Annotated in this window: 19 protein-coding genes and 2 tRNA genes; 11 read left to right on the top strand and 10 right to left on the bottom strand. The window is 71.6% G+C overall.

What is annotated here, in order from left to right; all coding sequences use genetic code 11:
- Nucleotides 1-181: 181 nt before the first annotated feature.
- The 3 genes from BJ992_RS13025 (at nt 182) to BJ992_RS13015 (ending at nt 6,711) form a co-directional block, all read left to right on the top strand.
- Nucleotides 182-3,085 carry a helix-turn-helix transcriptional regulator gene (locus BJ992_RS13025; RefSeq protein WP_184980763.1) on the top strand — a complete coding sequence of 968 codons (2,904 nt, stop codon included), beginning with the start codon at nt 182-184 and terminating at the stop codon, nt 3,083-3,085.
- A 119-nt stretch (nt 3,086-3,204) separates the two neighbouring features.
- Nucleotides 3,205-4,305, top strand: a complete 1,101-nt coding sequence (locus BJ992_RS13020) for an alpha/beta fold hydrolase (RefSeq protein WP_184980761.1) — start codon at nt 3,205-3,207, stop codon at nt 4,303-4,305.
- Between the two features lie 60 nt (nt 4,306-4,365).
- Nucleotides 4,366-6,711, top strand: coding sequence for a GMC oxidoreductase (locus BJ992_RS13015; protein WP_343072636.1), 2,346 nt, complete (start codon nt 4,366-4,368; stop codon nt 6,709-6,711).
- Between the two features lie 148 nt (nt 6,712-6,859).
- On the opposite strand, the gene BJ992_RS13010 is transcribed toward BJ992_RS13015, so the two are convergent.
- Nucleotides 6,860-7,477, bottom strand: coding sequence for a DUF4142 domain-containing protein (locus tag BJ992_RS13010; protein WP_184980757.1), 618 nt, complete (start codon nt 7,475-7,477; stop codon nt 6,860-6,862).
- A 196-nt stretch (nt 7,478-7,673) separates the two neighbouring features.
- Here BJ992_RS13010 and BJ992_RS13005 point away from each other — a divergent pair, with 196 nt between their 5' ends.
- A complete protein-coding gene (locus BJ992_RS13005; RefSeq protein ID WP_184980755.1) occupies nt 7,674-8,219 on the top strand; it encodes a sigma-70 family RNA polymerase sigma factor in 546 nt (181 codons plus the stop codon).
- A gap of 7 nt (nt 8,220-8,226) precedes the next feature.
- Nucleotides 8,227-9,243: an anti-sigma factor gene (locus BJ992_RS13000; protein ID WP_184980753.1), complete on the top strand. Its 1,017-nt coding sequence runs from the start codon at nt 8,227-8,229 to the stop codon at nt 9,241-9,243.
- A 58-nt stretch (nt 9,244-9,301) separates the two neighbouring features.
- On the opposite strand, the gene BJ992_RS12995 is transcribed toward BJ992_RS13000, so the two are convergent.
- Nucleotides 9,302-10,789 carry an NADH-ubiquinone oxidoreductase-F iron-sulfur binding region domain-containing protein gene (locus BJ992_RS12995; protein ID WP_343072635.1) on the bottom strand — a complete coding sequence of 496 codons (1,488 nt, stop codon included), beginning with the start codon at nt 10,787-10,789 and terminating at the stop codon, nt 9,302-9,304.
- Nucleotides 10,786-11,502: a hypothetical protein gene (locus BJ992_RS12990; protein WP_184980751.1), complete on the bottom strand. Its 717-nt coding sequence runs from the start codon at nt 11,500-11,502 to the stop codon at nt 10,786-10,788. Before BJ992_RS12990 ends, BJ992_RS12995 begins: the two co-directional genes overlap by 4 nt.
- Nucleotides 11,503-11,829: 327 nt before the next feature.
- Here BJ992_RS12990 and BJ992_RS33760 point away from each other — a divergent pair, with 327 nt between their 5' ends.
- Nucleotides 11,830-12,606: a GNAT family N-acetyltransferase gene (locus BJ992_RS33760; RefSeq protein WP_184980749.1), complete on the top strand. Its 777-nt coding sequence runs from the start codon at nt 11,830-11,832 to the stop codon at nt 12,604-12,606.
- On the opposite strand, the gene pgeF is transcribed toward BJ992_RS33760, so the two are convergent.
- Nucleotides 12,582-13,271, bottom strand: coding sequence for a peptidoglycan editing factor PgeF (gene pgeF / locus BJ992_RS12980; RefSeq protein ID WP_184987985.1), 690 nt, complete (start codon nt 13,269-13,271; stop codon nt 12,582-12,584). The two genes, BJ992_RS33760 and pgeF, sit on opposite strands and share 25 nt — an antisense overlap.
- Nucleotides 13,272-13,370: 99 nt before the next feature.
- The gene (gene glgA, locus BJ992_RS12975; protein WP_184980747.1) at nt 13,371-14,561 is read right to left on the bottom strand and encodes a glycogen synthase; all 1,191 of its coding nucleotides are present in this window, start codon (nt 14,559-14,561) and stop codon (nt 13,371-13,373) included.
- Between the two features lie 68 nt (nt 14,562-14,629).
- Here glgA and glgC point away from each other — a divergent pair, with 68 nt between their 5' ends.
- The 3 genes from glgC (at nt 14,630) to BJ992_RS12960 (ending at nt 17,850) form a co-directional block, all read left to right on the top strand.
- Nucleotides 14,630-15,865, top strand: coding sequence for a glucose-1-phosphate adenylyltransferase (glgC, locus tag BJ992_RS12970; RefSeq protein WP_184980745.1), 1,236 nt, complete (start codon nt 14,630-14,632; stop codon nt 15,863-15,865).
- A gap of 67 nt (nt 15,866-15,932) precedes the next feature.
- The gene (locus BJ992_RS12965; RefSeq protein ID WP_246496621.1) at nt 15,933-16,250 is read left to right on the top strand and encodes a DUF5709 domain-containing protein; all 318 of its coding nucleotides are present in this window, start codon (nt 15,933-15,935) and stop codon (nt 16,248-16,250) included.
- 31 nt (nt 16,251-16,281) lie between these two features.
- Nucleotides 16,282-17,850 carry a hypothetical protein gene (locus BJ992_RS12960; RefSeq protein WP_184980743.1) on the top strand — a complete coding sequence of 523 codons (1,569 nt, stop codon included), beginning with the start codon at nt 16,282-16,284 and terminating at the stop codon, nt 17,848-17,850.
- Nucleotides 17,851-17,968: 118 nt separating this feature from the next.
- On the opposite strand, the gene BJ992_RS12955 is transcribed toward BJ992_RS12960, so the two are convergent.
- The 5 genes from BJ992_RS12955 to BJ992_RS12935 form a co-directional block, all read right to left on the bottom strand.
- Complete coding sequence (locus BJ992_RS12955; protein WP_184980741.1) at nt 17,969-19,087, bottom strand: mechanosensitive ion channel family protein; 1,119 nt, start codon at nt 19,085-19,087, stop codon at nt 17,969-17,971.
- A gap of 154 nt (nt 19,088-19,241) precedes the next feature.
- Nucleotides 19,242-20,213 carry a Bug family tripartite tricarboxylate transporter substrate binding protein gene (locus BJ992_RS12950; protein ID WP_184980739.1) on the bottom strand — a complete coding sequence of 324 codons (972 nt, stop codon included), beginning with the start codon at nt 20,211-20,213 and terminating at the stop codon, nt 19,242-19,244.
- 222 nt (nt 20,214-20,435) lie between these two features.
- Nucleotides 20,436-21,389 (bottom strand): pirin family protein, encoded by a 954-nt coding sequence (locus BJ992_RS12945; protein ID WP_343072634.1) that lies wholly within the window; start codon nt 21,387-21,389, stop codon nt 20,436-20,438.
- Nucleotides 21,390-21,475: 86 nt separating this feature from the next.
- Entirely contained in the window at nt 21,476-23,296 is a 1,821-nt protein-coding gene (glmS, locus tag BJ992_RS12940) for a glutamine--fructose-6-phosphate transaminase (isomerizing) (RefSeq protein ID WP_184980737.1), read from the bottom strand.
- A gap of 18 nt (nt 23,297-23,314) precedes the next feature.
- The gene (locus tag BJ992_RS12935; protein WP_184980735.1) at nt 23,315-23,590 is read right to left on the bottom strand and encodes a hypothetical protein; all 276 of its coding nucleotides are present in this window, start codon (nt 23,588-23,590) and stop codon (nt 23,315-23,317) included.
- Between the two features lie 284 nt (nt 23,591-23,874).
- Here BJ992_RS12935 and BJ992_RS12930 point away from each other — a divergent pair.
- Together BJ992_RS12930 and BJ992_RS12925 are read left to right on the top strand one after the other, a co-directional pair.
- Nucleotides 23,875-23,947 (top strand) — tRNA-Gly (locus BJ992_RS12930).
- 17 nt (nt 23,948-23,964) lie between these two features.
- Nucleotides 23,965-24,039 (top strand) — tRNA-Val (locus BJ992_RS12925).
- The last annotated feature ends 7 nt before the right edge of the window (nt 24,040-24,046 follow it).

The following is a 24,046-nucleotide window of genomic DNA, read 5'->3' as shown; positions in this document are numbered from 1 at the left end:
ATCCGGTCGATCAACCCGCTACCCGCCAGTATTACGACAAAATCATGCTCCAGAGGCGCCGGCACGGCGCTCTCTGGCAACGCGCGCTCGGCGCCTCGGGGTGCCGCGCGCGAAAGTCCCTGGCACAAATGGATTGCGGCGTGGCTGTTCCTGGTGTTCCGTCACGCTGTGGGGTACAGACATGAACGGTCGTGAGGCTCTACCGGACCGCCATGGGCCGGTCCGCTCCGTCAGCCCCCTCGTCGGCCGGCGAGACGCGTTACATGCCTTCTCGCAGAGCGTCGACGCGGCCGTGGCGCACGGTTTCCAGTTCCGTGCCATGGTCGGCGAGCCGGGTGCCGGCAAGACGCGTCTGCTGGCCGAGCTGGCGGACATGGCCGGCAAAGGCGGCCTGACCACGCTATGGGGCAGAGCGGCGGAGTTCGAGCAGGCCATGCCGTTCAGCGCGCTGGTGGACGCGCTGGACGACCACCTGGAGGCCCGCAGGGACGAGTTGTCGGGCCGGCTCGGCGCGGGGCAGGCGCGGCTGCTGGCGACGGTGTTCCCCGCGCTCGCGGCCAAGATGCCGCACGAGGCGGCCGACGCCGGCCAGGAGGCCGGCCAGCCCGGCATGGTGCGGTACCGGCTGTACCGCGCGCTGCGCCAGCTCATCGACGAGCTGGCCTCCCCTTCGGGCCTCGCACTGATCCTGGACGACGTGCACTGGGCCGACGACGGCTCGGCGGAGTTCCTGGACCACCTGGTGCGGCACCCGCCGCGCGGACGCGTGCTGGTCGCGGTGGCCTACCGGCCGGCGCAGGCGACGCCGCGGCTCGCGGCGCTCGCGCGCAGCGCCGGCGCGCGTGGCGGCGAGGTGACGGTCGGCCCGCTCGACGAGGACGAGGTGGAACAGTTCCTCGGCCCGGCGGTGAACCGCAGCCGCCGCGCCGCGCTGTTCGAGGCCAGCGGCGGCAACCCGTTCTACCTGGAAGCCCTGGCCAAGATGAGCCGGCTGAGCGTCGGCGAGCTTCCCCCCACCGTACGCGCCGCGCTGCAGGTGGAGCTCGGGGACCTCGCGCCGGCCTCGCTGCTGGTCGCTCAGGCCGCCGCCGTCACCGCCGACGAGTTCGAGCCCGCGCTCGCCGCGGTCGCGGCCGAGGTCGATGCGGCGCAGGCCCTGGACGCGCTGGACGACCTGTTCCTCCGTGACATCGTGCGTCCCGGCGCCGGCGGCAGGTTCCGTTTCCGCCACTCGCTGGTGCGCCAGGCCGCCTACGAGTCGGCCGCCGCGGGCTGGCGCCTGGCCGCGCACGCGCGCCTGGCCGCGCACCTGGCCGATCTCGGCGCTCCTGCGATCGTGCGGGCCCACCACATCGAGCGTTCCGGCGTTTTCGGCGACCGGCGTGCCGTCTCCGCGCTGGTGGAGGCGGCCCGCACCGTCGGCGCGCAGTCACCGGTGACCGCCGCGCACTGGCTGCGCAAGGCCCTGGACCTCATGCCGGCGGAACCCGGGAACCTGGAGGAACGGCTGGAACTGCTCATGGAGCTCAGCCGCGCGCTCGGCATCAGCGGGAAACTCAGCGAGAGCCGCGACACCGCTCGTGAACTGCTGCGCCTGCTCCCCGAGGACGATTACGCGCGCCGCGCGCGCGCCACGCGCTGGTGCGCGTTGATGGAACGCCAGCTCGACCGTCCCCTTGAGGCCAGAGCGCTGCTGCTGGACGAGTTGCGCCGCATGCCGGACCCCCACAGCCCGGTCGCCATCCCGCTGCGCATGCGCCTGGTCGCCGAGAGCATGATGCGCGCCGACTTCCGCGCCGCGCAGGCCGTGCTCGACCTGATGCCGGAGTACGAGGAGGACTGGCCGCCGGGCCTCGCCATGGCGGTCGCGGCGCTGCGTCCCATGCCGGCGTACGCGGCGGGACGCCTCACCGAGGCGCTGCGGCTCGCCGACGCGGCCGACCGCCTGATCACCGAGGCGCTGGACGAGCACCTGGCCGAATGGCTGGACGCGGTCGCCTGGACCTGCTGGGCCGGGAGCCACATCGGGAGGTATTCGGTGGCGCTGCGCCACTTCGGCCGCGCCGCCGCGGTGGCCCGGGCCACCGGCCAGGACTACATCCTGACCCACCTGCTCGCGGGCCGGGTCCGTGTTCTGATCGTCCTCGGCCGGCTTCCGGAGGCGCTCGACACCGCCGAGGAGTCGGTGGAAGGCGCACGGCTGCTCGAGTCGCGGCAACAGGCGGTGTTCGCGCTCACCGGACTCTGCCTGGCGCTGACCTGGTCCGGCGACCACGACGCCGCGATCCTGGCGGGTGAGGAGGCGGTCAGCACAGGGGTCGACCGTGGCGAGGTGTCCGGCAACCTGGCCCGCCAAGCCCTCGGCGCGGCCCTGGTCTGCGCCGGACGCCACGACGACGGCATCGCACTGCTCCTGGAGGCCTGCGACGGCTTCGTCGAACCCCGCCTGGACAAGGGCAACCTGCTGATCTGCTGCGAGTACCTCGCCTATGCCGAGGCCGCGCGTGGCCGCCACGAGGCCGCCGCGTCGTACGCGGAGCGCGCCGCCACCCTCGTCCAGCCGGAACTGCCGGCGTTCTCCGGCCTGGTCCCCCTCGCCGAGGCCCACGCCGTGCGCGCCGCCGACCCGATGGCCGCGGCCGGGCTCGCCGACCGGGCCGCCGGGATGCTCGCCGCCGGGGAACGCCGGATCGACGCCGGACGTGCGCTGCTGCTCGCGGGAACCGCCTACGGGGAGGCAGGCGAACGCGGCGAGGCACGCGCGCGGCTGCGCGACGCCAGCGAGATCTTCGCCGCATCGGAGGCGAAGGCACTCGCGGCGCAGGTCGCACGCGCGCAGCGCAGGCTCGGGGTGCGGGTGTCGGCCGGCGGCGGCGCGGGCCAGGCGTCCGGGCCGTTCGGGCTGTCCCCCAGAGAGACCGAGATCGCTCAACTCGTCGCCGAAGGTCTCACCAACCAGCTCATCGCCGCGCAACTCTTCCTCAGCGTGCGTACCGTGGAGACACATCTGTCGCATGTGTTCGCGAAACTCGGCGTCACCTCACGCGTGGGTGTCGCCACCAAACTGAACCGGGGCGGGCTCTGAGGGGGGACCAGGAGTCGGTAAGCCCCTCGTCACGTACGTATGTACGGGGTTTCCACGATGCCGTACGTGGCGGGCTGTTGGCATTGTTTGAGGTGGGTCGAGACCAGGAGGACGGTCAGATGGAACACCGCATTTCGCGCTTCACGCTTGACGGCGTGCCGGGGGCCGAGATCTCGGTGCATCCGTTCTCGACCGAGGACGAGCTCGGCCTGGCGCTCACTCGCTTCCGAACGGGGGAAAGCGATGACGTCGTGCTGCTCGTCCACGGCCTGACCTCGTCCAGCGACATGTTCATCATGCCGGAGCACCACAACCTGGTGAGCTTCTTGCTGGACAGCGGCTTCACCGACGTCTGGACGCTCGACTTCCGCATGAGCAACCGGTTCCCCTACAACATGGAGACCCGGCGGTTCACCCTGGACGACATCGCGGCCTTCGATCATCCGGCAGCCTTGGCAGAGCTCCGCCGTCACGTTGGGGCACGGCGGATCCATGTCATCGCGCACTGCCTGGGCTCGGTGTCGTTCATGATGAGCCTGTTCGGCGGGGCCGTCACCGGCGTCACGAGCATGGTCGCCAACAGCGTGGGGCTGACCCCGCGCGTTCCCTCCTGGGCCCGCGTCAAGCTCCGCTTCGGCCCGCCGCTGCTGGAGTACGGCCTGGGGCTGCCGTACCTCGACCCGCGGTTCGCCGGCGCTCCGGCGTTCAGCCGGCGCCGCATGCTGGCCCGCGCGGTGTCGCTCTTCCATCCCGAGTGCCGCGAACCCGCGTGCCACATGCAGAGCTTCATGTGGGGCAGCGGCAAGCCGGCGATGTACCGTCACGGCAACCTGGCGCCGGAGACCCATCTGCACGAACGGCTCGCCGACCTGAACGGTGCGGTCGACGTGAACTACTACCGGCACATCGTCAAGATGGTGCGTGCGGGACGCGCGGTGAAGTGCGACCCCGGGGAGCCGCGGCTCGCGTCCCTGCCCGACGACTATCTGGCCGGCGCGGGGCGGATCGAGACCCCCGTGCTGTTCGTCACCGGTGACCACAACGACGTGTTCACCGACTCCAACATCGTGTGCCACCGTGTCCTCTCCAAGCGCGCTCCGGGCCGGCACGAGCTGCAGGTGCTGCCGGGGTACGGGCACATCGACCCGCTGATCGGGAAGAACGCGCACGTGGACGTGTTCCCGCGCGTCCTCGACTTCCTGAAGCGCCACGCGGGCTGAGGCACCAAGATGATCACTAATATCCCGGGTGCGCCCTCGGGGGCGGAACACGCGGACGTCGTGGTGGTGGGATCCGGGTTCGGGGGCTCGGTCGCGGCGTACCGCATGGCCTCGGCGGGGCTGTCGGTGGTGGTGCTGGAGCGGGGACGTGCCTACTCCCCCGGCAGCTTCCCCCGCAGCCCCGCCGAGATGGGGAAGGCGTTCTGGGACCCGGTGGCGGGGCTGTACGGCCTGTTCGACGTGTGGAGCTTCGACGGCTGCGACTCGGTGGTGTCGAGCGGGCTCGGCGGCGGGTCCCTGATCTACGCCAACGTGCTGCTGCGCAAGGACGAGCGGTGGTTCGTCAACGAGGAGCCGCTGCCGCGCGGCGGGTACGAGAACTGGCCGGTCACCCGGGCCGACCTCGACCCGCACTACGACGCGGTCGAGAAGATGATCGGCGTCACGACCTACCCCCTGGAGAACCCCGCCTACAGCGACACCCCGAAGACCCGCGCGCTGCAGGACGCCGCCACCGAGCTCGGCCTGGACTTCCGGCTGCCGCCGCTGGCCGTCAGCTTCGCGCCGTCGCGGGACGCCGCACCCGGCATCGGCCTGCCGCTGGCGGACGGGCCGTACGGCAGCCTCCACGGGGTGCAGCGCCGCACGTGCCGGCTCTGCGGCGAGTGCAACCTCGGATGCAACGACGGGGCCAAGAACAGCCTCGACCACACATACCTGGCGGCGGCCCGCCATCACGGCGCGGACCTGCGCACCTTGCACGAGGTGCGCGGGATCCGGCCGAGGCGGGGTGGCGGGTACGCCGTCGACTACTCCACGCACACCCCCGGCGGCGGACCGGGGACCATCACCTGCGACCGGCTGGTGCTGGCCGCCGGCACGCTCGGCACGTCGTTCCTGCTGCTGCGCAGCCGGGCCGAGCTGCCGGGCCTGAGCGACCGGCTCGGCACGCGGTTCTCCGGCAACGGAGACCTGCTGACGTTCCTGCTGCGCGCCAAGGACCGCACCGGCAGCCGCACCATCACCGGCAGCAGGGGGCCGGTCATCACCAGCGCGATCCGGCTGGCCGACACCGCCGACGGCACCCGTGAGACGGGCCGCGGCGGCTACATCGAGGACGGCGGGTTCCCCGCGTTCGTCGACTGGCTGGTCGAAGGGGCCGACCTGCGTGGCGAGCTCGGCCGGGCCGCGCGGTTCCTGGTCGACCGCCTGCGCGCCATGGTCACCGGCGACACCAACATGTCCGCGGAGTTCGCCGACCTGGTGGGCCGCGGCGAGCTGTCCACCTCGTCCCTGCCGCTGCTCGGCATGGGCCGCGACGTGCCGGACGGCGTGCTGCGCCTGCGTGGCGGCCGGCTGGACGTCGAGTGGCACACCGAGACCGGCGAGGAGTACTTCGACCGGGTGCGCGCCACCATGGGCCGCATCGCGGACGTGCTCGGCGCCGAGTACGCCGACATGCCCGCGTGGATCAGCAAGCGGATCATCACGGTGCATCCTCTCGGCGGCGCGCCGATGGGACGTCATCCCGGTGAAGGGGTGTGCGACGCCTACGGGGAGGTGTTCGACCACCCCGGCCTGTACATCGCGGACGGCGCGGCGCTGCCTGGTCCCGTCGGAGCCAATCCGTCGCTGACCATCGCGGCCCTGGCCGACCGCATGTGCACCCGGATGCTGGAGAAGGGGCCGCCGTCCACGCGGTCCGCGAAGGCGACGAGAGAGGTTGAGTTCCACATGACCATGGGTGCCGGCCTGGTGGGGGAACCACCGGCCGAGACACGGCCCGCTCCGATGCCCGCGCCTGGCGAGCGCACGTCCCTTTCGTTCACCGAGGAGATGCGGGGTTTCCTGTCCCTCGGCGTGGACGACCCGCGTTCGGGTGACATGTCGGCCCGTTCGCACGGTGACCGGTTCTCCTTCGAGCTCACCATCACGATCGACGACGTCAACGGCTTCCTGGCCGAACCCACCCACCAGGCCCGCGCGGCCGGGTGGGTCGACTCCCCTGTCTGCGGCGGACGCCGCGCGGTGGAGCAGGGCTGGTTCAACCTGTTCGCCCCCGGCATGAGCCCCGACCGGCGTGAGATGCGGTACCGGTTGTGGTTCCTCGACGACGACGGAGAGAAGCGCACGCTGTCGGGGAGGAAGGACGTGCACCACGGGCCCGCCACCAGGCTGTGGCTCGACACCTCGACCCTTTTCACGCGTCTGCTGGAGGGTCACGTCCCTGAGGGCGAGGAGGACAAGGCCACCGTGCTCGGCGCGGGCACGCTGCACATCAGGCCGATGGACCTCGCCGCCACGTTGAAGAGCTTCGACACCGAGGGGCCGCGCGGCATGACGGCCGTGGCCCGCTTCGGGAAGTTCTTCGTCGGTGAGCTGTGGGACGTCTACGGACCGGGGTGAGGCGGAAACCCCGAGGCGGCCGGCCGGCGAGAGGGAGGTGGATCCCCTCGCCGGGCCGGCCGCCGGCTTTTGGCGGTGGTCCGCGCCGTCGGGTGGCCGTCGGGTGGCCGTCGGGTGGCGCGGTGCACCGCGCGGGCCTCGTGGTCCCTTACTTGGGAGGAGCAGGAGAGGGAGGCGGCGGCGTCGGCAGCGCGGCGTAGTCGACCTTGCCGGTGCTTTCGAGAAGCGTCATGTGCTTCATCACCACATCGACCGCTACCTGCGCGAACGCGCGGATCTCGTCGTTCTTGGTACCGGCGCGCACCAGCGCCACGGCGGCGAAGACCTTGCCGTGGGCCGCGCGCAGGCGGTCGGCGAACACCTTGTCGTACGCCTCACCCTCAAGCTGGGACAGCTCGTTCATCCATCCCTGCTGGTCGGCGTTCGGGGTGCTCGGGATCTTCACGTTGAGCTTCGCGGCCAGCGCGCGCACCTGCTCGTCGAGCTTGGTGTGGTCGGCGGCGAGCATGAGCCCGACCTCCTTGACCCGCTGGCTGGAGGCCCGTTCCTGCGCCTGCTGACCGGTCGGGATCTCCCACAGACCGGCCTGGCGCACCTTCGTGAGGAAGTCGCGGTCGGCCGGCCCGACGGGTCCGGACTCGGTGGTGGACCAGTCCGCCGGTGAATCGCCGCTCGCCGACCTGATGGCGTTCGGGGCGATGGTCAGCACCGTGATGGTGGCCACCACCAGGAATGTCAGTGCGCCGAGCACCTCGATGAGCCTCATGGGCCTGAACTGAAGCCGGTTCACCGAACGCCCTCTCCCTTCCTTGCATGTCCCGTTGTCCCGTTTGCGCGCGCTTGTTCGCAGGGAGGTACGCGGCGGGAGCGAGACGGGTTCAGGTTGGGGCGAGATTTCCTAATTTTGTGGAAGTTGTGCAATTTACGTACCGAGACGGGTGATCCACTGCCACCATGTGCCTGTGCAGCGTCATCGCAGTGTCCGGTCCGGGCCGGAAGAAGCACACGACGACTCCGATGAGCAACTGGTCGCGACGCTCTACCGCGAGTTCGGCGGGCCCCTTCTGCGCAACGTGCGCAGACTGACGGGAGGTGACCAGCAATGGGCAGAGGACGTCGTCCAGGAGACCGTCTTCCGCGCGTGGCGGAACGCGGGCAAACTGAACCGGGAACCCGGTCTGCTGTGGGCATGGCTGATGACGGTGGCTCGCCGCATCGTCATCGACACCCATCGCCAGCGTTCGGTCCGCCCTCAGGAGGTGGAGCCCGACAAGCTGGACACCGTCGCCATCCCGGACGGGTCTGAGCCCATGTTGTCCGCGATGGTGGTGTCCGAAGCCCTGTACAGCCTTTCCGAGGAGCATCGGGAAGCGCTCGTGCAGACGTACCTTCACGACCGTACGATCAATGAGGCGGCGGAAGTGCTGGGGGTGCCACCCGGGACGGTCAAGTCCCGGGTGTACTACGCGCTCCGCGCCCTGCAGAAGACGATGAAGGAGAGGGGGTGACCGGCTGATGGATTCACCCCCTCACGTCGAGGTGGCGGCCTACATCCTCGGCATTCTCAACGAAGAGGACTCGGCCACGTTCGACCGCCATCTGCTCGACTGCGCCAGCTGCCAGGACGAGCTACGGGACATGTACGACCTCCCCGACGCGCTCGACCTGATCAAGCGCGACGTGAAGCGCACGGTGAACGGCACGGGACTCGGCGCTCCCGGCGGCGCTGCGGCCGGATATCGCGTGAACGGGACGGCACGCGACGGCGTGAACGGCTCGATCCCCGAGCCTCGCGAGCTGCGTGAGCTGCGCGAGGCCCGCGACGGGGTGGTGCGCGACCTGCCGCCCGACCCGCGCGACCTGCGGGGGCTGCGCGACGCGCGCGACGGCGTGGTGCGTGAGCTGCCAGGCGCGGGCCGCGACCTGCCGGGCTCCCGCGACGACACGGCCGGCGACCTGTGGACGCCGAGCGGCCGGCCTCCCGGCCGGTACCCCGGCAACGGTCACCGGCGGCGCGACGAGGACTTCGACTACCTGCCGGGACGCTCCGACGACGAGCTGTCGCGGGTGCGCGACCGCCGGCGCAACGCGCTGTGGCTCGGCGTGGCCGCGGCCATGGTGATCGCGGTCGCCGGGGTCACCACGGCGCAGGTGTGGCCGCGCGACACGACGACACCTCCCGTCGCCGCGCCGTCGGTCACCGGCTCGCCGCTGGTGCGCGAGGGCACCAGCCCCGACACCGGGGTCAGCGGCACCGTGGCCATGACGGCACGCACCTGGGGGACCGAGGTCGCCTTCCAGCTCAGCGGTGTGACCGGTCCCGAGCGGTGCAGCCTCGTCGCGATCTCGCGCAACGGCGACCGCGACGTGGTGTCGGGCTGGCGTGTGCCTTCCGGCGGCGGTTTCGGCGTGCCCGACCACCCCGAGCCCATGCGGCTCACCGGCGGCACGGCCCTCGCCACCGCCGAGATCGCGCACTTCGAGGTGGTCAGGGACGACGGCGTGCGCCTGCTGGACATCCCCGTCGCCTGACGGCCCGGTCCCGGGGACACCGGGGAGGGAACCCGGGAGGGCCGTCGACGGCGCGGGGTCACCGCCTGCTTTCGCTCGGGGCCGGCGTCAGCCGCAGAGCGAGCGCGGGGCACATCTCGATGGCCCTGCGCGCCTCTCCTTCGAGCCTGGCGGGTACCGACGCGGTGCTCACCACGGGGTAGCCATGGGTGTCGAGCTTGATGAGCTCAGGCACCACGAGCGAGCACAGGCCGTGACCCTCGCACCGTGACCAGTCCAGGATGAGCTGCGCCTCCGCGGCCCGCGACAGCGGCTCGTCCGGCAGCGGCAGCACACCCTTGGTCGGCAGGCCGCACGTGCCGTACGCCGAGTGCGTCATCACGTCCTCGGCGAAGACGTCGATGGCCGACAGCACGAAACGCGAGGTGCCGTCCGGGTGGCCGCAGGCGCCGCGGCCACGCATGGTGGCCGCGGCCCGCTGCACAGCGTCGATGTGGCCGTGGCCCTCGGCGAGCGCGCCGAACGCCTGAGCGAGGTCCGGCAGGCCCATGTAGCACGGACCGCACTGACCGGCGCTCTGGCCGGCCATGTACCTCGCGACCCGCGCGGTCTCACCGAGCGGACAGGACTCCCAGCCGAGCGGGACCACGATGCCGGCCCCGAGCGCTCCACCGAGCGCCTCGAAGCCCGCGCGGGACACCTCGGCCCGTTCGACGGCCTCGGCGGACATCCACTTGCCGTGGTAGCCGCCGAGCAGGACACCCTGGCCGACGGTGGCGTCGCACAGGTCGAGGATCTCACGCAGCCGCACCCCGGTCGGCGTCTCCACCACCGCGGGACGGCGGGCCGAGCCGGTGACGCTGAGCATGACCGTGCCGGGTTCCGAGGGCAGGCCGACGGAGGAGTACATGTCCACGCCGAGCATCGCGAGCAGCGCGAGCTGCGCGTAGGTCTCGGCGTTGGACAGCAGCGTCGGCATGCCGCCGACGCCGCGGTCGGAGGACCGCACCTTGCGGCCCGGCGGGATGGGACGCTCGCCGTTGATGCCGCGCACCAGCGCGCCGCCCTCGCCGGAGATGAAGCGGTCCGGCATGCGCACCACGCGCACGGCGTCGGTGATGCCGCGTTCGTGGATGGCGTTGAGCAGGGACCGCTCCCCCGGGCCGCCGTGCGCGACCCCGACGACGATCTCGACGGCGGACAGCGCGCGGGCCACCAGGTCCGCGCCGTCCAGTATCAGGTGGGGTGCCCGGGTGAGCAGCACCTTGTCCTTGTGCGCCGCGGGCTCACCCTCGGTGGCGTTGACCACCACCGTGATGGGTGCGCCGCGGCGGCCCGCCGAGTCGACCACGGCACGCAGCTTGCGGGCGAAGGGGAAACCCGCGCCGCCGCGTCCGCGCAGGTCGCCGAGCTCGGCGAGCGCGATGAGATCGTCGATCGGCAGGCGCGGCATGTGGCCGTGCACCCGCCGGTGGGTGTCGTAGTCCAGACGCGGAGAGGCGTCCAGGCCGGCGGTGAGCCGGCCCGGGCCGATGCGGTAGACGTCGAGGACGCCGTACGTCGTCACCTGCGCACCTCTTTGCGCAACGTCACCCAGAACTCCTCGTCGAAGACGTCGTCCACCCGGATGGTCTCGGCCTTGCGGCCACCGCCACCCTTGCCCTTGCCGGCGAACCGCGCCGGGGCACGGTCGCGTGGGCCCACCGTCACCAGCAGGCGCACCAGCAGGACGAAACCAACCGCGATGATGGCGGCCACATAGCTCAAGGTGACCCAGTCCGCGGCGGCACGGCCCGCCGTGAGGCCGTGCACGATGGCGATCGGCCAGCACAGGTAGGCGGTGACGTGCAGCGCACGCCACAACCAGGGCCAGCGGATGCCGACGAAACGGCCGCGGAACGCCCCTGTGGCGGCGGCCAGGATGAGCAGATCGGCGGCGACCGTGCCGAGGGACACCGCGAAACCGGAGTCACCGAACGGCAGGAGCGCGCCGGACGCGGAGACCCGTCCCCGCATGATCTGCAGAACCACGTGCGTGATGAGGAACCCCACCGACGCGACAGCGAACCCGCGGTGCGCCGCCTGCATGAGAACACGGTGCCGTACCCGCAGCACCAGCCGGTCCGTGGCCGCCAACCCGATGACGACCGTGCCTGTCAGTCCAAGGAGCGTGAACACCCCCGAGTAGAAAATAAGAAAATCCTGCACCTGCACCAGGACCGAAGCTCCGAGAAGAGCCGTCCCAGCCAGAAGCGACGTGGTGGTGACCAGCCTGATCACGATTGGGGGTCGTGACCGAGACCTTTGCGGTGCCCGCCGGTGTCGCGTTTCCTTCATCCCGTCCTCCGCCAGAGCCGGTCTTGCAACCGGACATCGTGCCGCTGGGTGCCTACCGGGATCGATCGGGACATTTGCGCGCGCCGATCACATTAGCGCCTCTTGCGTCTCCCTGGTACCAGAACGTTACAGAAATTCGGGCACTTGAAAATCGCACCACGAGTGGTCCCGACCACTCCTCCACCCCGCCTGTCAACACGCACGCGGACGGGCCCTGACCACCGGAAAAGAAGTGGCCGGGTGTGCCGGAGCGCTCTAACGTTGAACGTCGTGAACAGACGCGGGGCGCAGACGATCAGTGACGATACCGGACGTCCGGTGCTCGGTTTCGTCGAAGGCACCCGCGCGGGCCGTCCGTGCGCCGACCTCGCGACGGCGCTCGGCCCCGGTGCCGAGCAGGCGGTGCTGCGGCAGCTGCCGGGCTGGGTGGTGGCCGGTGACGAGGGCCTCGGCCGGCGGCTGCTCGCCGCCGGCGCCAGTCCGCTGCGGCACGCGCACTCCTACTCGCGCGACCTGCGCGCCGATCCCGCTCCCGCCTGGTGGGCCGAGACGGGGTACGGCGTCGTGGCCTGTGACGCCGTGCCGGCCGCCGAGGTGTTCCCCGCCTGGCGCGCCGCGTACCGCACACCGGGCCACCCGGACCGGCGCGAGATCGGCGACACCGAGGCGCTGGAGCGCGAGCTGGCTCCGCTGCTTGCCGGCGAGTCCTACGGCGCGCTGCTGCCGTGCGGCGGGCTGCTGCTGCGCCACGACCGCGTGGTGGCCGGGGTGCTCGTGGGGATGCTCGACGGGGAGCCGCCGCAGGGCGGGCCGTGGGTGCTCGACGTGTTCCGCGACCCCGACCCGCGGTACGCCGGGCTCGGGTCGGTGATGCTGCGCCGCGCGCTGGCCCTGGCGACCATGCACGGCCTGCCGGCCCTCGGGCTCGCCGTCACCGACGGCAACCCGGCGCGGCGGGTGTACGAACGGCTCGGGTTCCGCCACACCGGGTCGTGGCTGAGTGTGATCGTGCCGGAGCGCGATCAGGCGGGCAGCAGCCAGACGTAGCCGGCGAACCGGCCGCCGACGCGGTCCCTGCGGTGGGAGTACAGGTCGGGGGTCTCGATGGTGCAGCGGTCGTCGTGGCGCACGTCGGCGACGCCGGCGCGGGAGAGCTGCGCGGCGATGCCGGCGCGCAGGTCGAGCGCGGGGGTGCCGGCGCGGGTCGCCGACCACGTCTCGGGGACGGCCGAGGCGACCTGCTCGCGCAGGCCGGCCGGCACCTCGTAGCACGCGCCGCAGGCGAGCGGGCCGATCACCGCGACCAGGTCGCGCGCGCCGTGCGCGCGCATCGCCGCCACGAGTGCCGGGACCACTCCCGCCGCGGTGCCGGCGCGGCCCGAGTGCGCGCCGCCGACGAGGCCCGCGGCCGGGTCGGCGAGCAGCACCGGCGCGCAGTCGGCGGCGAGCACGGCGAGAGCGAGGCCGGGACGGTCGGTGTAGACGCCGTCCAGCTCCGGCGGGTCCACGCCGAACGGCTCGGTGACGTACCCGACGTGGGGGCTGTGCACCTGCCGCATGAACACGACCTTGGCGGGGTCGAGGCCGAAGCCCCTGGCGGTGCGAGCGCGGTTCTCCGCGACCGCGACCGGGTCGTCACCCACCGACCCGCCGAGGTTGCGGGTGCCGTACGGCTCTCCGCTGACCCCGCCGTGCCGGTCGGTGAACGCCATGCGCACCCGGTCGATCTCAAGCACGGCGCCAGCTTACCGACCGGCCGGCGGCCGGCGCGGACCGGTCCGCCGCGATCACCCGGTCGTCCGGGGTCCGGCCTACTCTCCCGGGGCCGGCAGCAGGGACGCGTACAGGTCGCGGGTGCGCGCGGCGATGGCGGTCCAGGAGAAGTGCTCGACGGCGCGCTCGCGGCCGGCCTTCCCCATGGCGGCCGCGGTGCCGGGGTCGGCGAGCAGCGTGCCGACGCGTTCGGCGATGGCGGCGGCGAACGCGGCGGGGTCGCGGGGCTCGCCGTCGGCGAGGGGGTCGATCGGCACGAGCAGGCCGGTGGCGCCGTCTGCGACGACCTCGGGGATGCCGCCGGTGGCGGTGGCCACCACAGCGGTCTCGCAGGCCATGGCCTCGAGGTTGACGATCCCCATGGGCTCGTACACCGAGGGGCACACGAAGACGGTGGCGTGGGTGAGGAGCTGGATCACGTCGGGCTTCGGCAGCATCTCGGAGATCCAGACCACACCGGAGCGGCCCGACCTGAGCTCGTCGGCCAGCGCGGTGATCTCGGCCGCGATCTCGGGGGTGTCCGGCGCACCCGCGCACAGCACGACCTGCGCGTCCTCGGGGAAGTCCCGTGCGGCGCGCAGGAGGTGCGCGAGGCCCTTCTGCCGGGTGATCCGGCCGACGAACAGCACGTACGGCCGCGCGGGGTCGACGCCGTGCCGGGTCAGGACGGCGGTGCCGGGGTCCGGCGCGTACTCGGCGGTGTCGATGCCGTTGTGGATCACCGAGACCTTGGCGGGGGACACGCCGGGGTAGCAGGCCAGCACGTCGCGGCGCATGCCCTCGGAGACGGCGATCACCGCGTCGGCGGCGAGCAGCGCCTCGCGTTCGGCGAAGGACGACAAGGTGTAGCCGCCGCCGAGCTGCTCGGCCTTCCAGGGACGCAGCGGCTCCAGGCTGTGCGTGGTGATCACGTGCGGCACGCCGTACAGCATCTTGGCCGTGTGGCCGGCGAAGTTGGCGTACCAGGTGTGGCTGTGCACCAGGTCGGCTCCGGCGCAGCCGGCGGCCATCTCCAGGTCCACTCCGAGCGTCTGGAGCGCGGCGTTGGCCTCGGCCAGTCCGTCCGGCACGCGGTAGGCGTGGACGCCGGGTTCGGCGCGCGGGGCGCCGAAGCAGTGGACCCGTACGTCGGCCAGGTGGCGGAGCTCGCGGGCGAGGTATTCGACATGGACACCGGCCCCGCCGTAGACCTCCGGCGGGTACTCGCGGCTCAGCAGATCGACACGCATGAGTAGACCTTAGCCGCGAGAGATGTTTGAGCGGATTTGGTGGGGAAAAGCCGGGTAACGTCGTGTGCATGACGACGTCCAGAATCCTCGCGATCGTGCTGGCCGGTGGCGAGGGCAAGCGGCTGATGCCGCTCACCGCCGACCGCGCCAAGCCGGCCGTCCCCTTCGGCGGTATCTACCGCCTGGTCGACTTCGTGCTCTCCAACCTCGCCAACGGCGGCTTCCTCAAGATCGTCGTCCTGACGCAGTACAAGAGCCACAGCCTGGACCGCCACGTCTCGCGCACCTGGCGGCTGTCGGCCATGCTCGGCAACTACGTGACACCGGTGCCGGCCCAGCAGCGCCTCGGGCCCCGGTGGTTCTCCGGATCGGCGGACGCGCTGTTCCAGAACCTCAACCTGATCTACGACGAGCTTCCCGAGCACTGCATCGTGTTCGGCGCCGACCACATCTACCGCATGGACCCCCGGCAGATGGTCGACCAGCACATCGCCTCCGGCGCGGACGTCACGGTCGCCGCGATCCGGCAGCCGCTGTCCATGGCCGACCAGTTCGGCGTGATCGAGACCGACCCGGCGGGACGGCGCATCGTGGCGTTCCGCGAGAAGCCGACCGACGCGATCGGCCTGCCGGACGCACCCGACCAGATCTACGCGTCCATGGGGAACTACGTGTTCAAGACGCAGGCCATGATCGACGCGCTGCGTGAGGACGCGCTCGACCCGGCCAGCCGGCACGACCTCGGGGGGAACATCATCCCGATGTTCGTGAAGTCCGGCACCGCCGAGGTGTACGACTTCGCCGACAACGTGGTGCCGGGCTCCACCGAGCGCGACCGCGGCTACTGGCGTGACGTCGGCACGCTCGACGCCTACTACGAGGCCAACATGGACCTGGTGTCGGCGCACCCGGTGTTCAACCTGTACAACTTCCACTGGCCGATCTACACCGGGTACGACCCGCTGCCGCCGGCCAAGTTCGTGCACAAGGACGGCGACCGGGTGGGGCAGGCGCACGACTCGCTGGTCTCCCCCGGCGTGATCATCTCCGGCGGCACCGCCTGCCGGTCCATCCTGTCCCCCGGCGTGGTGGTGCACTCCCACGCTCAGGTGGAGGACTCGGTGCTCATGGGTGGCGTGAAGATCGGCAGGGGGGCCATCGTGCGTCGCGCCATCATCGACAAGAACGTGGTGGTCCCGGACGGCGCCAGGATCGGCCTGGACCTGGACTACGACCGCTCCCGCTTCGCGGTGACGCGCGAAGGAGTGGTGGTCATCGCGAAGAACGAGATCATCGAACGGTAGCCGCGGGGTCCCCGGGATTCCGGGGACCCGCGTGACGACCGGCCACATATCTGGGTAGGCGAGCAACATGAGCGAATATCAGCGCGGCCCGTACGACATGGGCGACGACGAGCAGCTGAGCGAGATCGAGGAGTTCACCGGCGACGTGCGCCTCGGCCACCACTTCGAGACCGAGGACCCCGAGGAGGCCGGCAGCATCTCGCGCCGCGTCCGGCAGGAGGTCCCCGACCGTCCCGAGCGCGCCGTGCGGGAGAACATGCGGCTGGTCGCGCCGGACGAGGGGGCCCACCCGGACGTCGACTCCGAGGAGTACGCCTCCTCGATCGGCCGGGACGACGACGACCTGTCGGCCGAGGAACGCGCGATGCGGATCGATCCCGAGTAAAAGCTGTGGCATGACGGGTTAAAGTCGCCGTGTGGGAAGATCACGACCGTTCTGGCGGCTGACCCCGGCCGAGCGCCGCGTGTGGGAGGCCTTCCCCACCGGCGCCTGGGTCGACCTGCGTACCGGCGACTCCGAGCTTGACGATCCCGTGCACGGCGGCATGTGGGGACGCGAGCGCACGGTGCGCGCCGAGGTGCTGACCGCGCTCCTGCTCGGAGCGCGGCCCGGCGAAGGCGGCCGGGTGGCGGGGCTGCGGCTGGCGGGAGCGCGGATCACCGGGGTGCTGAACCTGTCCGACGCCACCCTCACCGCCAAGCTCCACCTGCTGAACTGCCGTGTCACCGACTCGATCGCGCTGATGGACGCCACCGCCAAGGGCATCCGGCTGCGCGGCTGCGACATCCACCGCATCCGTGCGGCGCGCTGCACCGTGGACGGCCTGTTCGAGCTGGACTCCTGCACCGTGCACGCCGGGGTGCGGCTGGACAACGCGCGCATCACCGGCCAGTTCCGCCTCGCCAACTCCCACCTGTACGCGCCGGAGAACGACGCCTCCTCCAGCGAGAGCTTCAAGGCCGACCTGCGGCGCATGTACAGCGAGACCGAGCGGGCCGAGCGGGGCTGGGACCAGCACCACTGGTCCCTGTGGGCCGGAGGGCTCACCGTGGAAGGCGGCGCGTTCTGCCGGGACCTGCGCACCGAGGGTGGCCTGCGGCTGATCGGCGCGCGGTTCAACAGCGGCCTGTACCTGCAGCGAGCGGTGATCAGGGGAACCGGGAACCACGCCGTCTACGCCGACCACCTGGAGGCCACCAGCGTCGAGTTCAGCCAGGGGTTCACCGCCGACGGGACGGTCCGGTTGCGCGGCGCCAGGGTGACGGGGGTGCTGTCGTTCCACGACGCCGTGCTGTCGGCGCCGGGCCGGTGCCTGCACCTCAGCCACATGCAGGTGGACGAGCTGATCCTGCGGCCGGCGAGGATCGAGGGAGAGGTGAACCTCGGGTACTCCAGGATCGGGGTGCTGCTGGACCAGCCCGGCGCCTACCCCGGTCACGTGCGCCTCAACGGTTTCGCCTTCGAGTCGCTGCGCGGGGGTACGCGGCTTCGCGACCGGATGGACTGGGTGAGCCGCGATCCCGACGGCTACCGGCCGCAGCCGTACGAGCAGCTCGCCTCGTGGTACCGGCGGATCGGTCACGACCAGGACGCGCGGCGGGTGCTGCTCGCCAAGCAGCGGGCCAGGCGGGCCACTCTCGGGCTGCCGAGCAAGGTCGCGGGGTACCTGCTGGACGTCGCGGTCGGGTACGGCTACCGGCCGTGGCTGGCAGGCGCGTGGGTCGCGCTGCTGCTCGCCGCCGGGACGGCCGTCTTCACCGCCTACCCGCCGTCGCAGGTGGGGCTGGACGAACGGCGGATCTTCCACGCGTTCCCCTACACCCTGGACCTGCTCGTGCCGGTGAGCGTGTTCGAGCTGCGCGGCGCGTGGGAGCCGGTGGGGTGGACGCAGTGGGTGGCCAACCTGCTCATCACCTCCGGCTGGATCCTCGCCACCGCGCTGATCGCCGGCGCCACCCGCGTGCTGCGTCCCCCGGCCTCCTGAGCGGCCCGCGACCGGGCCGTGTCCCCGTGTTCCCCGAGTTCCCCCGAGTTCCCCGTGTTCCCGCGTTCCCGCGTTCCCCCCGGTCGAGGTCGTCGGTAATTCCCGGTGACCCCGGCGGTCAGCCGTCGTCGCCGTCGGGCCCGGACCGGCCGTCGTGGGAGGCCACGGTGGCGCGCACGCCGCGGACACCGGCGACCCGGGGGAATTCCTGGACGTTCTCCACCCGCAGGCGTGGCAGGGCCTCGGGGTGGTTGCGGCGGACGTAGTCGATCATGTGCTCGCGCATGTCGCACTTGAGGTCCCACACACTCGGCGCGTCCGAGGCGCTCATGAGCGCGCGCAGCTCCACAAGGCCGCTCGGCTGCACGCCGGTGACCTGCAGCGTCCAGTCCTTCTGGTCCCACAGGGGGTGCTCGCGCAGCGCGCGGTACAGCTCGGCGCGCAGTTCGGCCACCGGCACCGACCAGTCCACGCTGAACGTCACGTGGCCGATGACGCGGCTGCCGTGCCTTGTCCAGTTCTCGAACGGGGTGCTGGTGAAGTAGGACACCGGCAGGATCAGCCGCCGCTCGTCCCACAGCCGCAGCACCACGTACGTCAGGGTGAGTTCCTCGATCCTCCCCCACTCGTCGTCCACCACGACCACGTCGTCCAGCCTGATGGCGTCGCTGAACACCAGTTGCAGCCCGGCGATCAGGTTGCTCAGCGTCGACTGCGCCGCGATGCCGGCGACGACACCGGCGACGCCGGCCGAGGCGATGAGGCCGGCGCCGAGCGCGCGCACGGCGGGGAAGGTGAACATGATCGCGCCGAGGGAGATGAGGATGATGACGGCGGCGGCGACCCGGCGGACAAGGGTGATCTGGGTGCGGATGCGGCGGGCCCTGCGGTTGCGGTCGCCTTCGACGGAGTGCAGCCGGTCGAGCACCACGTCGGTGACCGCGTACGCGGCCTGGATGATCAGCCAGGCGGAGCTGACGATCAGCAGCACGGCCGTGGTCTGCTCGACCGCCGCCGTGAGGACCCGGCCGGACATGCCGGGTGCGTACACGATCTCGAAGGCCACCAGGCCCGCGGTGGCGAACCCGGGCCAGGTGCAGCGCTCGACCACGGGGCCCGCCAGGGAGAACCTGCCGTTCACCCTGCGGGATCTGAGCAGCCGCCTGAGCAGCTCCACCGTCACCAGCGCCGCCAGTACGGCGACGACCAGCACCATCCATTTCACTGCCGAGGACATCGGCCGTGCTCCTTCGTCGTGTCCGTCGTCCCGTGTTCCGGGAACCGGTCCGGACGGACCCTAACCGCTCCGCGAGGCCAAGAAGCACTCAGGGAGTGGTCGACTACCAGAGAAGCATCACAACTACCACGAAGGCGCACAACACCTGACACAGTCAGGCGCGCAGCCCGAGATCCCCCAGGGTCCGGCCGAGACGTGCCGACTCGACGCGCAGCCACTGGCCGAAGTCGTCGCCGTCCAGGTAGAGCGAGGTCCAGCCGTTGCGGCGGCAGTGCTCGCGCCAGGACGCCGTCGCGGTGACCGACCTGCACATGGCGACGAGCGCGTCCCTGTCGTCCGGCGGCAGGTCGCCGGGGCCGAGCAGGGCCCGCCAGTCGGCGCAGTACAGGTGGGTGTCGCACTCCAGCAGGGTCGGCGCGTCCAGGCCCGGAACCCGGTCGGGGGCCGACACGGCGAGCACGCGCAACTCCCCCGCGCGTACCCGGTGACGCAGTCCGGCCGGACTGCCGAGCACGGCGTCCGCCAGTCCGCCTGACGTCGCGCCTGCCGCGTCGTCGCAGCTCCGGCAGGCCACGTAGCGCGGCAGGCGCGGATCGACGCCGAGGCTCTGCGCGAGCATGCCGAACATGATGTGGTCCACGCCTCCCTCGGCGCGGCCGGCGACCGACATCGAGGACGGGTCGCGCCGCATGGCGTCGGCGAACGCGCCGAACGACCCGAGGCCGGACGCCGCCGGCACCGCGATCAGCTCCCACTCGCCGCACAGCCGGGCCAGCGGGGTGGTCCCGGCGAACGCCTGCGCCTGCCGTCCCGCACGCGCCAGCGCCACGGTCTCCAGTTCCACCACCAGCAGGCGCCGCGTCCCGGTACGTGTCCCGGTGAACTCGGTCAGCGCCGCGCTCCCCGGCCGGTCGGCCACCTGGACACCGCGCACCAGGCCCTCACGCCGTGCCAGACCACCGAGGCACCGGGCCGCACGGTCCGCGCCGCACCCCTGCGGGCCGGGGACCACGAGCGCGATGGTGGAGGCGGCGAGCGCGCGTTCCCGGGGACCGGGGACGGTTCCGCAGCCGGCGACCAGTGGGACGAGACCGGCGCCGAGCGCGAGGAACTGCCGCCGACGCATAGATCACGTCCTTTCCCCCGATATCAGGCTAAATGCCCAATATGACCCCACCCCACACGGCGACCACCCGGCCGCGCGGAGTGACGGAGCTGGGACGGCGGCGAGGGCCCCAGGCATGGCGGAGAGGACGGGAGGTGGTGTCAGCGGCGGAGAGGACGGGAGGTGGTGTGAGCGGCGGCGGCCCCGGAGGCCGCAGGCGCGTGACGGAAGAACGGGGTGGTGTCAGCGCCTGCGGCCCCGGGGCCGCAGGCGGGTGGCGGGGAGGACGGGGGCCGGGAGGGGGTCGCCGTCGAAGCCCTCGACGGTGCCGAACTCCTGGCCCTGCGACCACTCCTTGCGGAACCGCTCGATCTCCTCGTGGCTGCGGCCCACGAAGTTCCACCACATGACCAGCTCCTCCTCGAACGGCTCGCCGCCGATGAGCAGGACCCGCGCCGGCGTCGGCGCGTGGAAGGCCAGCTCGGTACGGCCGGTGCCGAGGTACAGCAACGGGCCGGGGTCGAGCGTCACCCCGTCGGCCTCGACGCCGCCGGACAGGGCCAGCACGGCGTACTCGAAGTCCGGCCGCACCGGGAAGACCACCTGCGCGCCGTCCTCGAACGTCAGCTCGGCCGCCACCAGCGGCGTGTAGGTGCGCGCCGGTGAGACCAGGCCGTCGAACTCCCCCATGACGACGGTCGCCTCGACCCCCGGCCGGGTCGCCACCGGCAGATCGGGGTGGTGGTCGAACGCCGGCGCGGTGTGCCGGTGCGCGTCCGGCAGCGCCACCCACAGCTGCACCCCGTGCAGCACGCCGTCGCCGGTGGACTCCTCCGAGTGGGAGATCGCGCGGCCGGCGGTCATCAGGTTCAGCCGGCCGGGGGTGATGACCTGCTCGCTGCCGAGGCTGTCGCGGTGCAGCACCTCGCCGCGCAGCAGCCAGCTCACCGTCTGCAGGCCGGTGTGCGGGTGCGGCGGCACCCGCATGAGGGCCCGCTCGGGGCCGTAGTGGTCGACGAAGCACCACGCGCCGACCATCCTGCGGTCGCGGTCCGGCAGCGTGCGGGTGACCCTCATGCCTCTCGGGCCGCCGAGCACGACGTCCCTGCCGGTCAGCGGCTCGCGCACGGGACCCTCAAGGGCCTCGGTCCCGCCGCTCCACGTGGTCTCACGTGGCTGCTGTTCCAGGTTGCTCACCTGACGACTGTACGGTCCCCGCACCGGGGGGCCACCAGAGGTACGTCCGATTTGTGACGTCAGACGCCTCCGGTGGCCCGCGCGGATCACTCCACGGTGACGCTCTTGGCCAGGTTGCGCGGCTTGTCCACGTCGCGCTCCAGGGCCACCGCGGCGTGGTAGGCCAGCAGTTGCAGCGGGATGCCGAGCAGGATCGGGTCCAGCTCGACCTCGTTCTTCGGCACGACGATGACGTCCTCGGCGAGGCCGCCGTCCGGCACGCGGTGGCCGACCATGAGCACCTTGCCGCCTCTGGCGCGGATCTCGCCGAGCGTGGTGAGGTTCTTGTCCAGCAGCTCGTCGTCGGGGACCACCGCGACCGTCGGCATCTCCGGGCCGATCAGCGCCAGCGGGCCGTGCTTCAGCTCGCTCGCCGGGTACGCCTCGGCGTGCACGTAGGAGATCTCCTTGAGCTTCTGCGCGCCTTCCCTCGCCACGGGGTAGCCGCGCACGCGGCCGACGAACATCATGCCGGGGCTGGTGGCGTACTTGCGGGCCAGCGCCTCGATGGCGTCCCCCTGTTTGACGATCTCCTGGATCTGGTCCGGCAGCTTGCGCAGGCCCTGCACGATGCGGCGGCCGTCGGCCGGGGACAGGTCGTGGATGCGGCCGAAGTGCAGCGCCATCAGCGCGAACGCCACGGCCGTCGAGGTGAACGCCTTGGTGGAGGCCACCGACACCTCGGGACCGGCGTGCAGGTAGACGCCGCCGTCGACCTCGCGCGCGATGGCGCTGCCGACCGCGTTGACGACGCCGAGCACCCGGCCTCCCTTGCGCTTCAGCTCCTGCACCGCGGCGAGGGTGTCGTAGGTCTCGCCGGACTGGCTGACCGCGACGTACAGCGTGTCGTGCTCGACGACCGGGCTGCGGTAGCGGAACTCCGACGCGGGCTCGGCGTCGGCGGGGATGCGGGCCAGCTCCTCGATGAGCTGCGCGCCGATCTGACCGGCGTAGTACGCCGACCCACAGCCGATGATCTTCACGCGGCGGAACGCGCGGGTCTCCCTGGCGTCGAGGTTGAGGCCGCCGAGGTGCGCGATGTTGAAGCGGTCGTCCAGCCGGCCGCGCAGCGTGCGCGCCACCGACTCGGGCTGGTCGGAGATCTCCTTGAGCAGGTAGTGCTCGAAACCGCCGGTGTCGTAGTGGCCGGCGTCCCAGTCGACGGTCAGCGGCTCCTTGGACGTGGCGCGCGCGTCCATGGTGAACGTGTGGAACCCGTCGGCCTTGAGCACGGCCAGCTCGCCGTCCTCCAGGTGCACCACCTGGCGGGTGTAGCGGACCAGCGCGGCGACGTCGGAGGCGCAGAACATCTCCTTCTCGCCGATGCCGAGCACGATGGGGCTGCCGTTGCGCGCCACCACGATCTCACCGGGCCGCTGCGCGTCGAGCACCGCGATGCCGTACGTGCCGACGATGCTCTTCAGCGCGCGGCGCACCGCCTCCTCCAGCGAGTCGGCGTCCTGCACGGTGCGCGCGAACAGGTGGGCCAGCACCTCGGTGTCGGTCTCGGAGACGAAGACCGCGCCGTCGGCCACCAGCTTGGCGCGCAGCTCGTCGGCGTTCTCGATGATCCCGTTGTGCACGACCGCGATGCGCTCGGCGTTGTCCAGATGGGGGTGCGCGTTCACGTCGTTCGGCACGCCGTGGGTGGCCCAGCGGGTGTGACCGATGCCGGTCCCGCCCTTGAACCTGGCGGGTACGGCCGCCGCGAGGTCGGCGACGCGGCCCTTGACCTTGCGGACCTTGAGCCCCTTGTTGCTCACCACGAGACCTGCGGAGTCGTAACCGCGGTACTCCAGGCGCTGCAACCCCTCCAGCAGGATCGGCGCCGCGTCCTTCGGACCGACGTACGCCACGATTCCACACATGTTTCCGACTCCTTGGCGCTACCCGTAGACGATGCGGCGCAGTTGCCGCAGCGACAGCTCCGGTGCCGCGACCCGGCGGGTGGACAGTTCCGCGGCGATGCCGGGAAAGATCCGCTCGTTGGTGAGCCCTCGGGCCTTCATCTCGCCGTGACGGCGCCGCACGTACTCCTCGGTCGACTCCGAGAAGTACGCCACGACCTCCGCCACGACTCGCGCCGCCTCCCCCGGCCCGAGCGAAGTCGTCCGGGTGAGATGCGCGATCAGGTCGTCATAGGACTGCCGTGTCGTGGACACAGGCCAGGACTCTACGCAGGAACACACGACCACGCCAAGATTCCTGCCCGAATCCGGGCAGGATAACGTCCGAACTCACCCTCACCTCGCTCATGATCTCAAACGTCGACCCCACACCAAGCTTCCTGCCCGCGCTACCCAAGATTCCGCCGGGCAACCATCGCCACACCGACCCCGAGAACCCGCTAGAGTTCGATCCATCGCCGGACGGCGGGCCACACCTCGTCCGATCCGGTAAAGTAGGACTCGCATCGAAGGGCATCGCGCTCGTCATCGATGCGCACGCGGACGTGGCTCAGCTGGTAGAGCATCACCTTGCCAAGGTGAGGGTCGCGGGTTCGAATCCCGTCGTCCGCTCTGATCCCGACACACCGGGGCGATTAGCTCAGTGGGAGAGCGCTACCTTGACACGGTAGAGGCCACTGGTTCAATCCCAGTATCGCCCACCACCCCCGT

The organism is Sphaerisporangium rubeum, from assembly GCF_014207705.1.
In the GTDB taxonomy this organism is placed as follows: domain Bacteria; phylum Actinomycetota; class Actinomycetes; order Streptosporangiales; family Streptosporangiaceae; genus Sphaerisporangium; species Sphaerisporangium rubeum.
This window is presented reverse-complemented; position numbering and strand designations above follow the sequence as displayed.

Excerpts from the sequence above, each read along its gene's own strand:
- BJ992_RS13010 (WP_184980757.1), bottom strand. The coding sequence starts at position 7,477 with ATGAGGCTCATCGAGGTGCTCGGCGCACTGACATTCCTGGTGGTGGCC.
- BJ992_RS12955 (WP_184980741.1), bottom strand. The coding sequence starts at position 19,087 with ATGTCCTCGGCAGTGAAATGGATGGTGCTGGTCGTCGCCGTACTGGCG.
- BJ992_RS12965 (WP_246496621.1), top strand. The coding sequence starts at position 15,933 with ATGAGCGAATATCAGCGCGGCCCGTACGACATGGGCGACGACGAGCAG.
- pgeF (WP_184987985.1), bottom strand. The coding sequence starts at position 13,271 with ATGGCGTTCACCGACCGGCACGGCGGGGTCAGCGGAGAGCCGTACGGC.
- glmS (WP_184980737.1), bottom strand. The coding sequence starts at position 23,296 with ATGTGTGGAATCGTGGCGTACGTCGGTCCGAAGGACGCGGCGCCGATC.
- glgA (WP_184980747.1), bottom strand. The coding sequence starts at position 14,561 with ATGCGTGTCGATCTGCTGAGCCGCGAGTACCCGCCGGAGGTCTACGGC.
- glgC (WP_184980745.1), top strand. The coding sequence starts at position 14,630 with ATGACGACGTCCAGAATCCTCGCGATCGTGCTGGCCGGTGGCGAGGGC.
- BJ992_RS13020 (WP_184980761.1), top strand. The coding sequence starts at position 3,205 with ATGGAACACCGCATTTCGCGCTTCACGCTTGACGGCGTGCCGGGGGCC.
- BJ992_RS13000 (WP_184980753.1), top strand. The coding sequence starts at position 8,227 with ATGGATTCACCCCCTCACGTCGAGGTGGCGGCCTACATCCTCGGCATT.
- BJ992_RS12950 (WP_184980739.1), bottom strand. The coding sequence starts at position 20,213 with ATGCGTCGGCGGCAGTTCCTCGCGCTCGGCGCCGGTCTCGTCCCACTG.
- BJ992_RS13025 (WP_184980763.1), top strand. The coding sequence starts at position 182 with ATGAACGGTCGTGAGGCTCTACCGGACCGCCATGGGCCGGTCCGCTCC.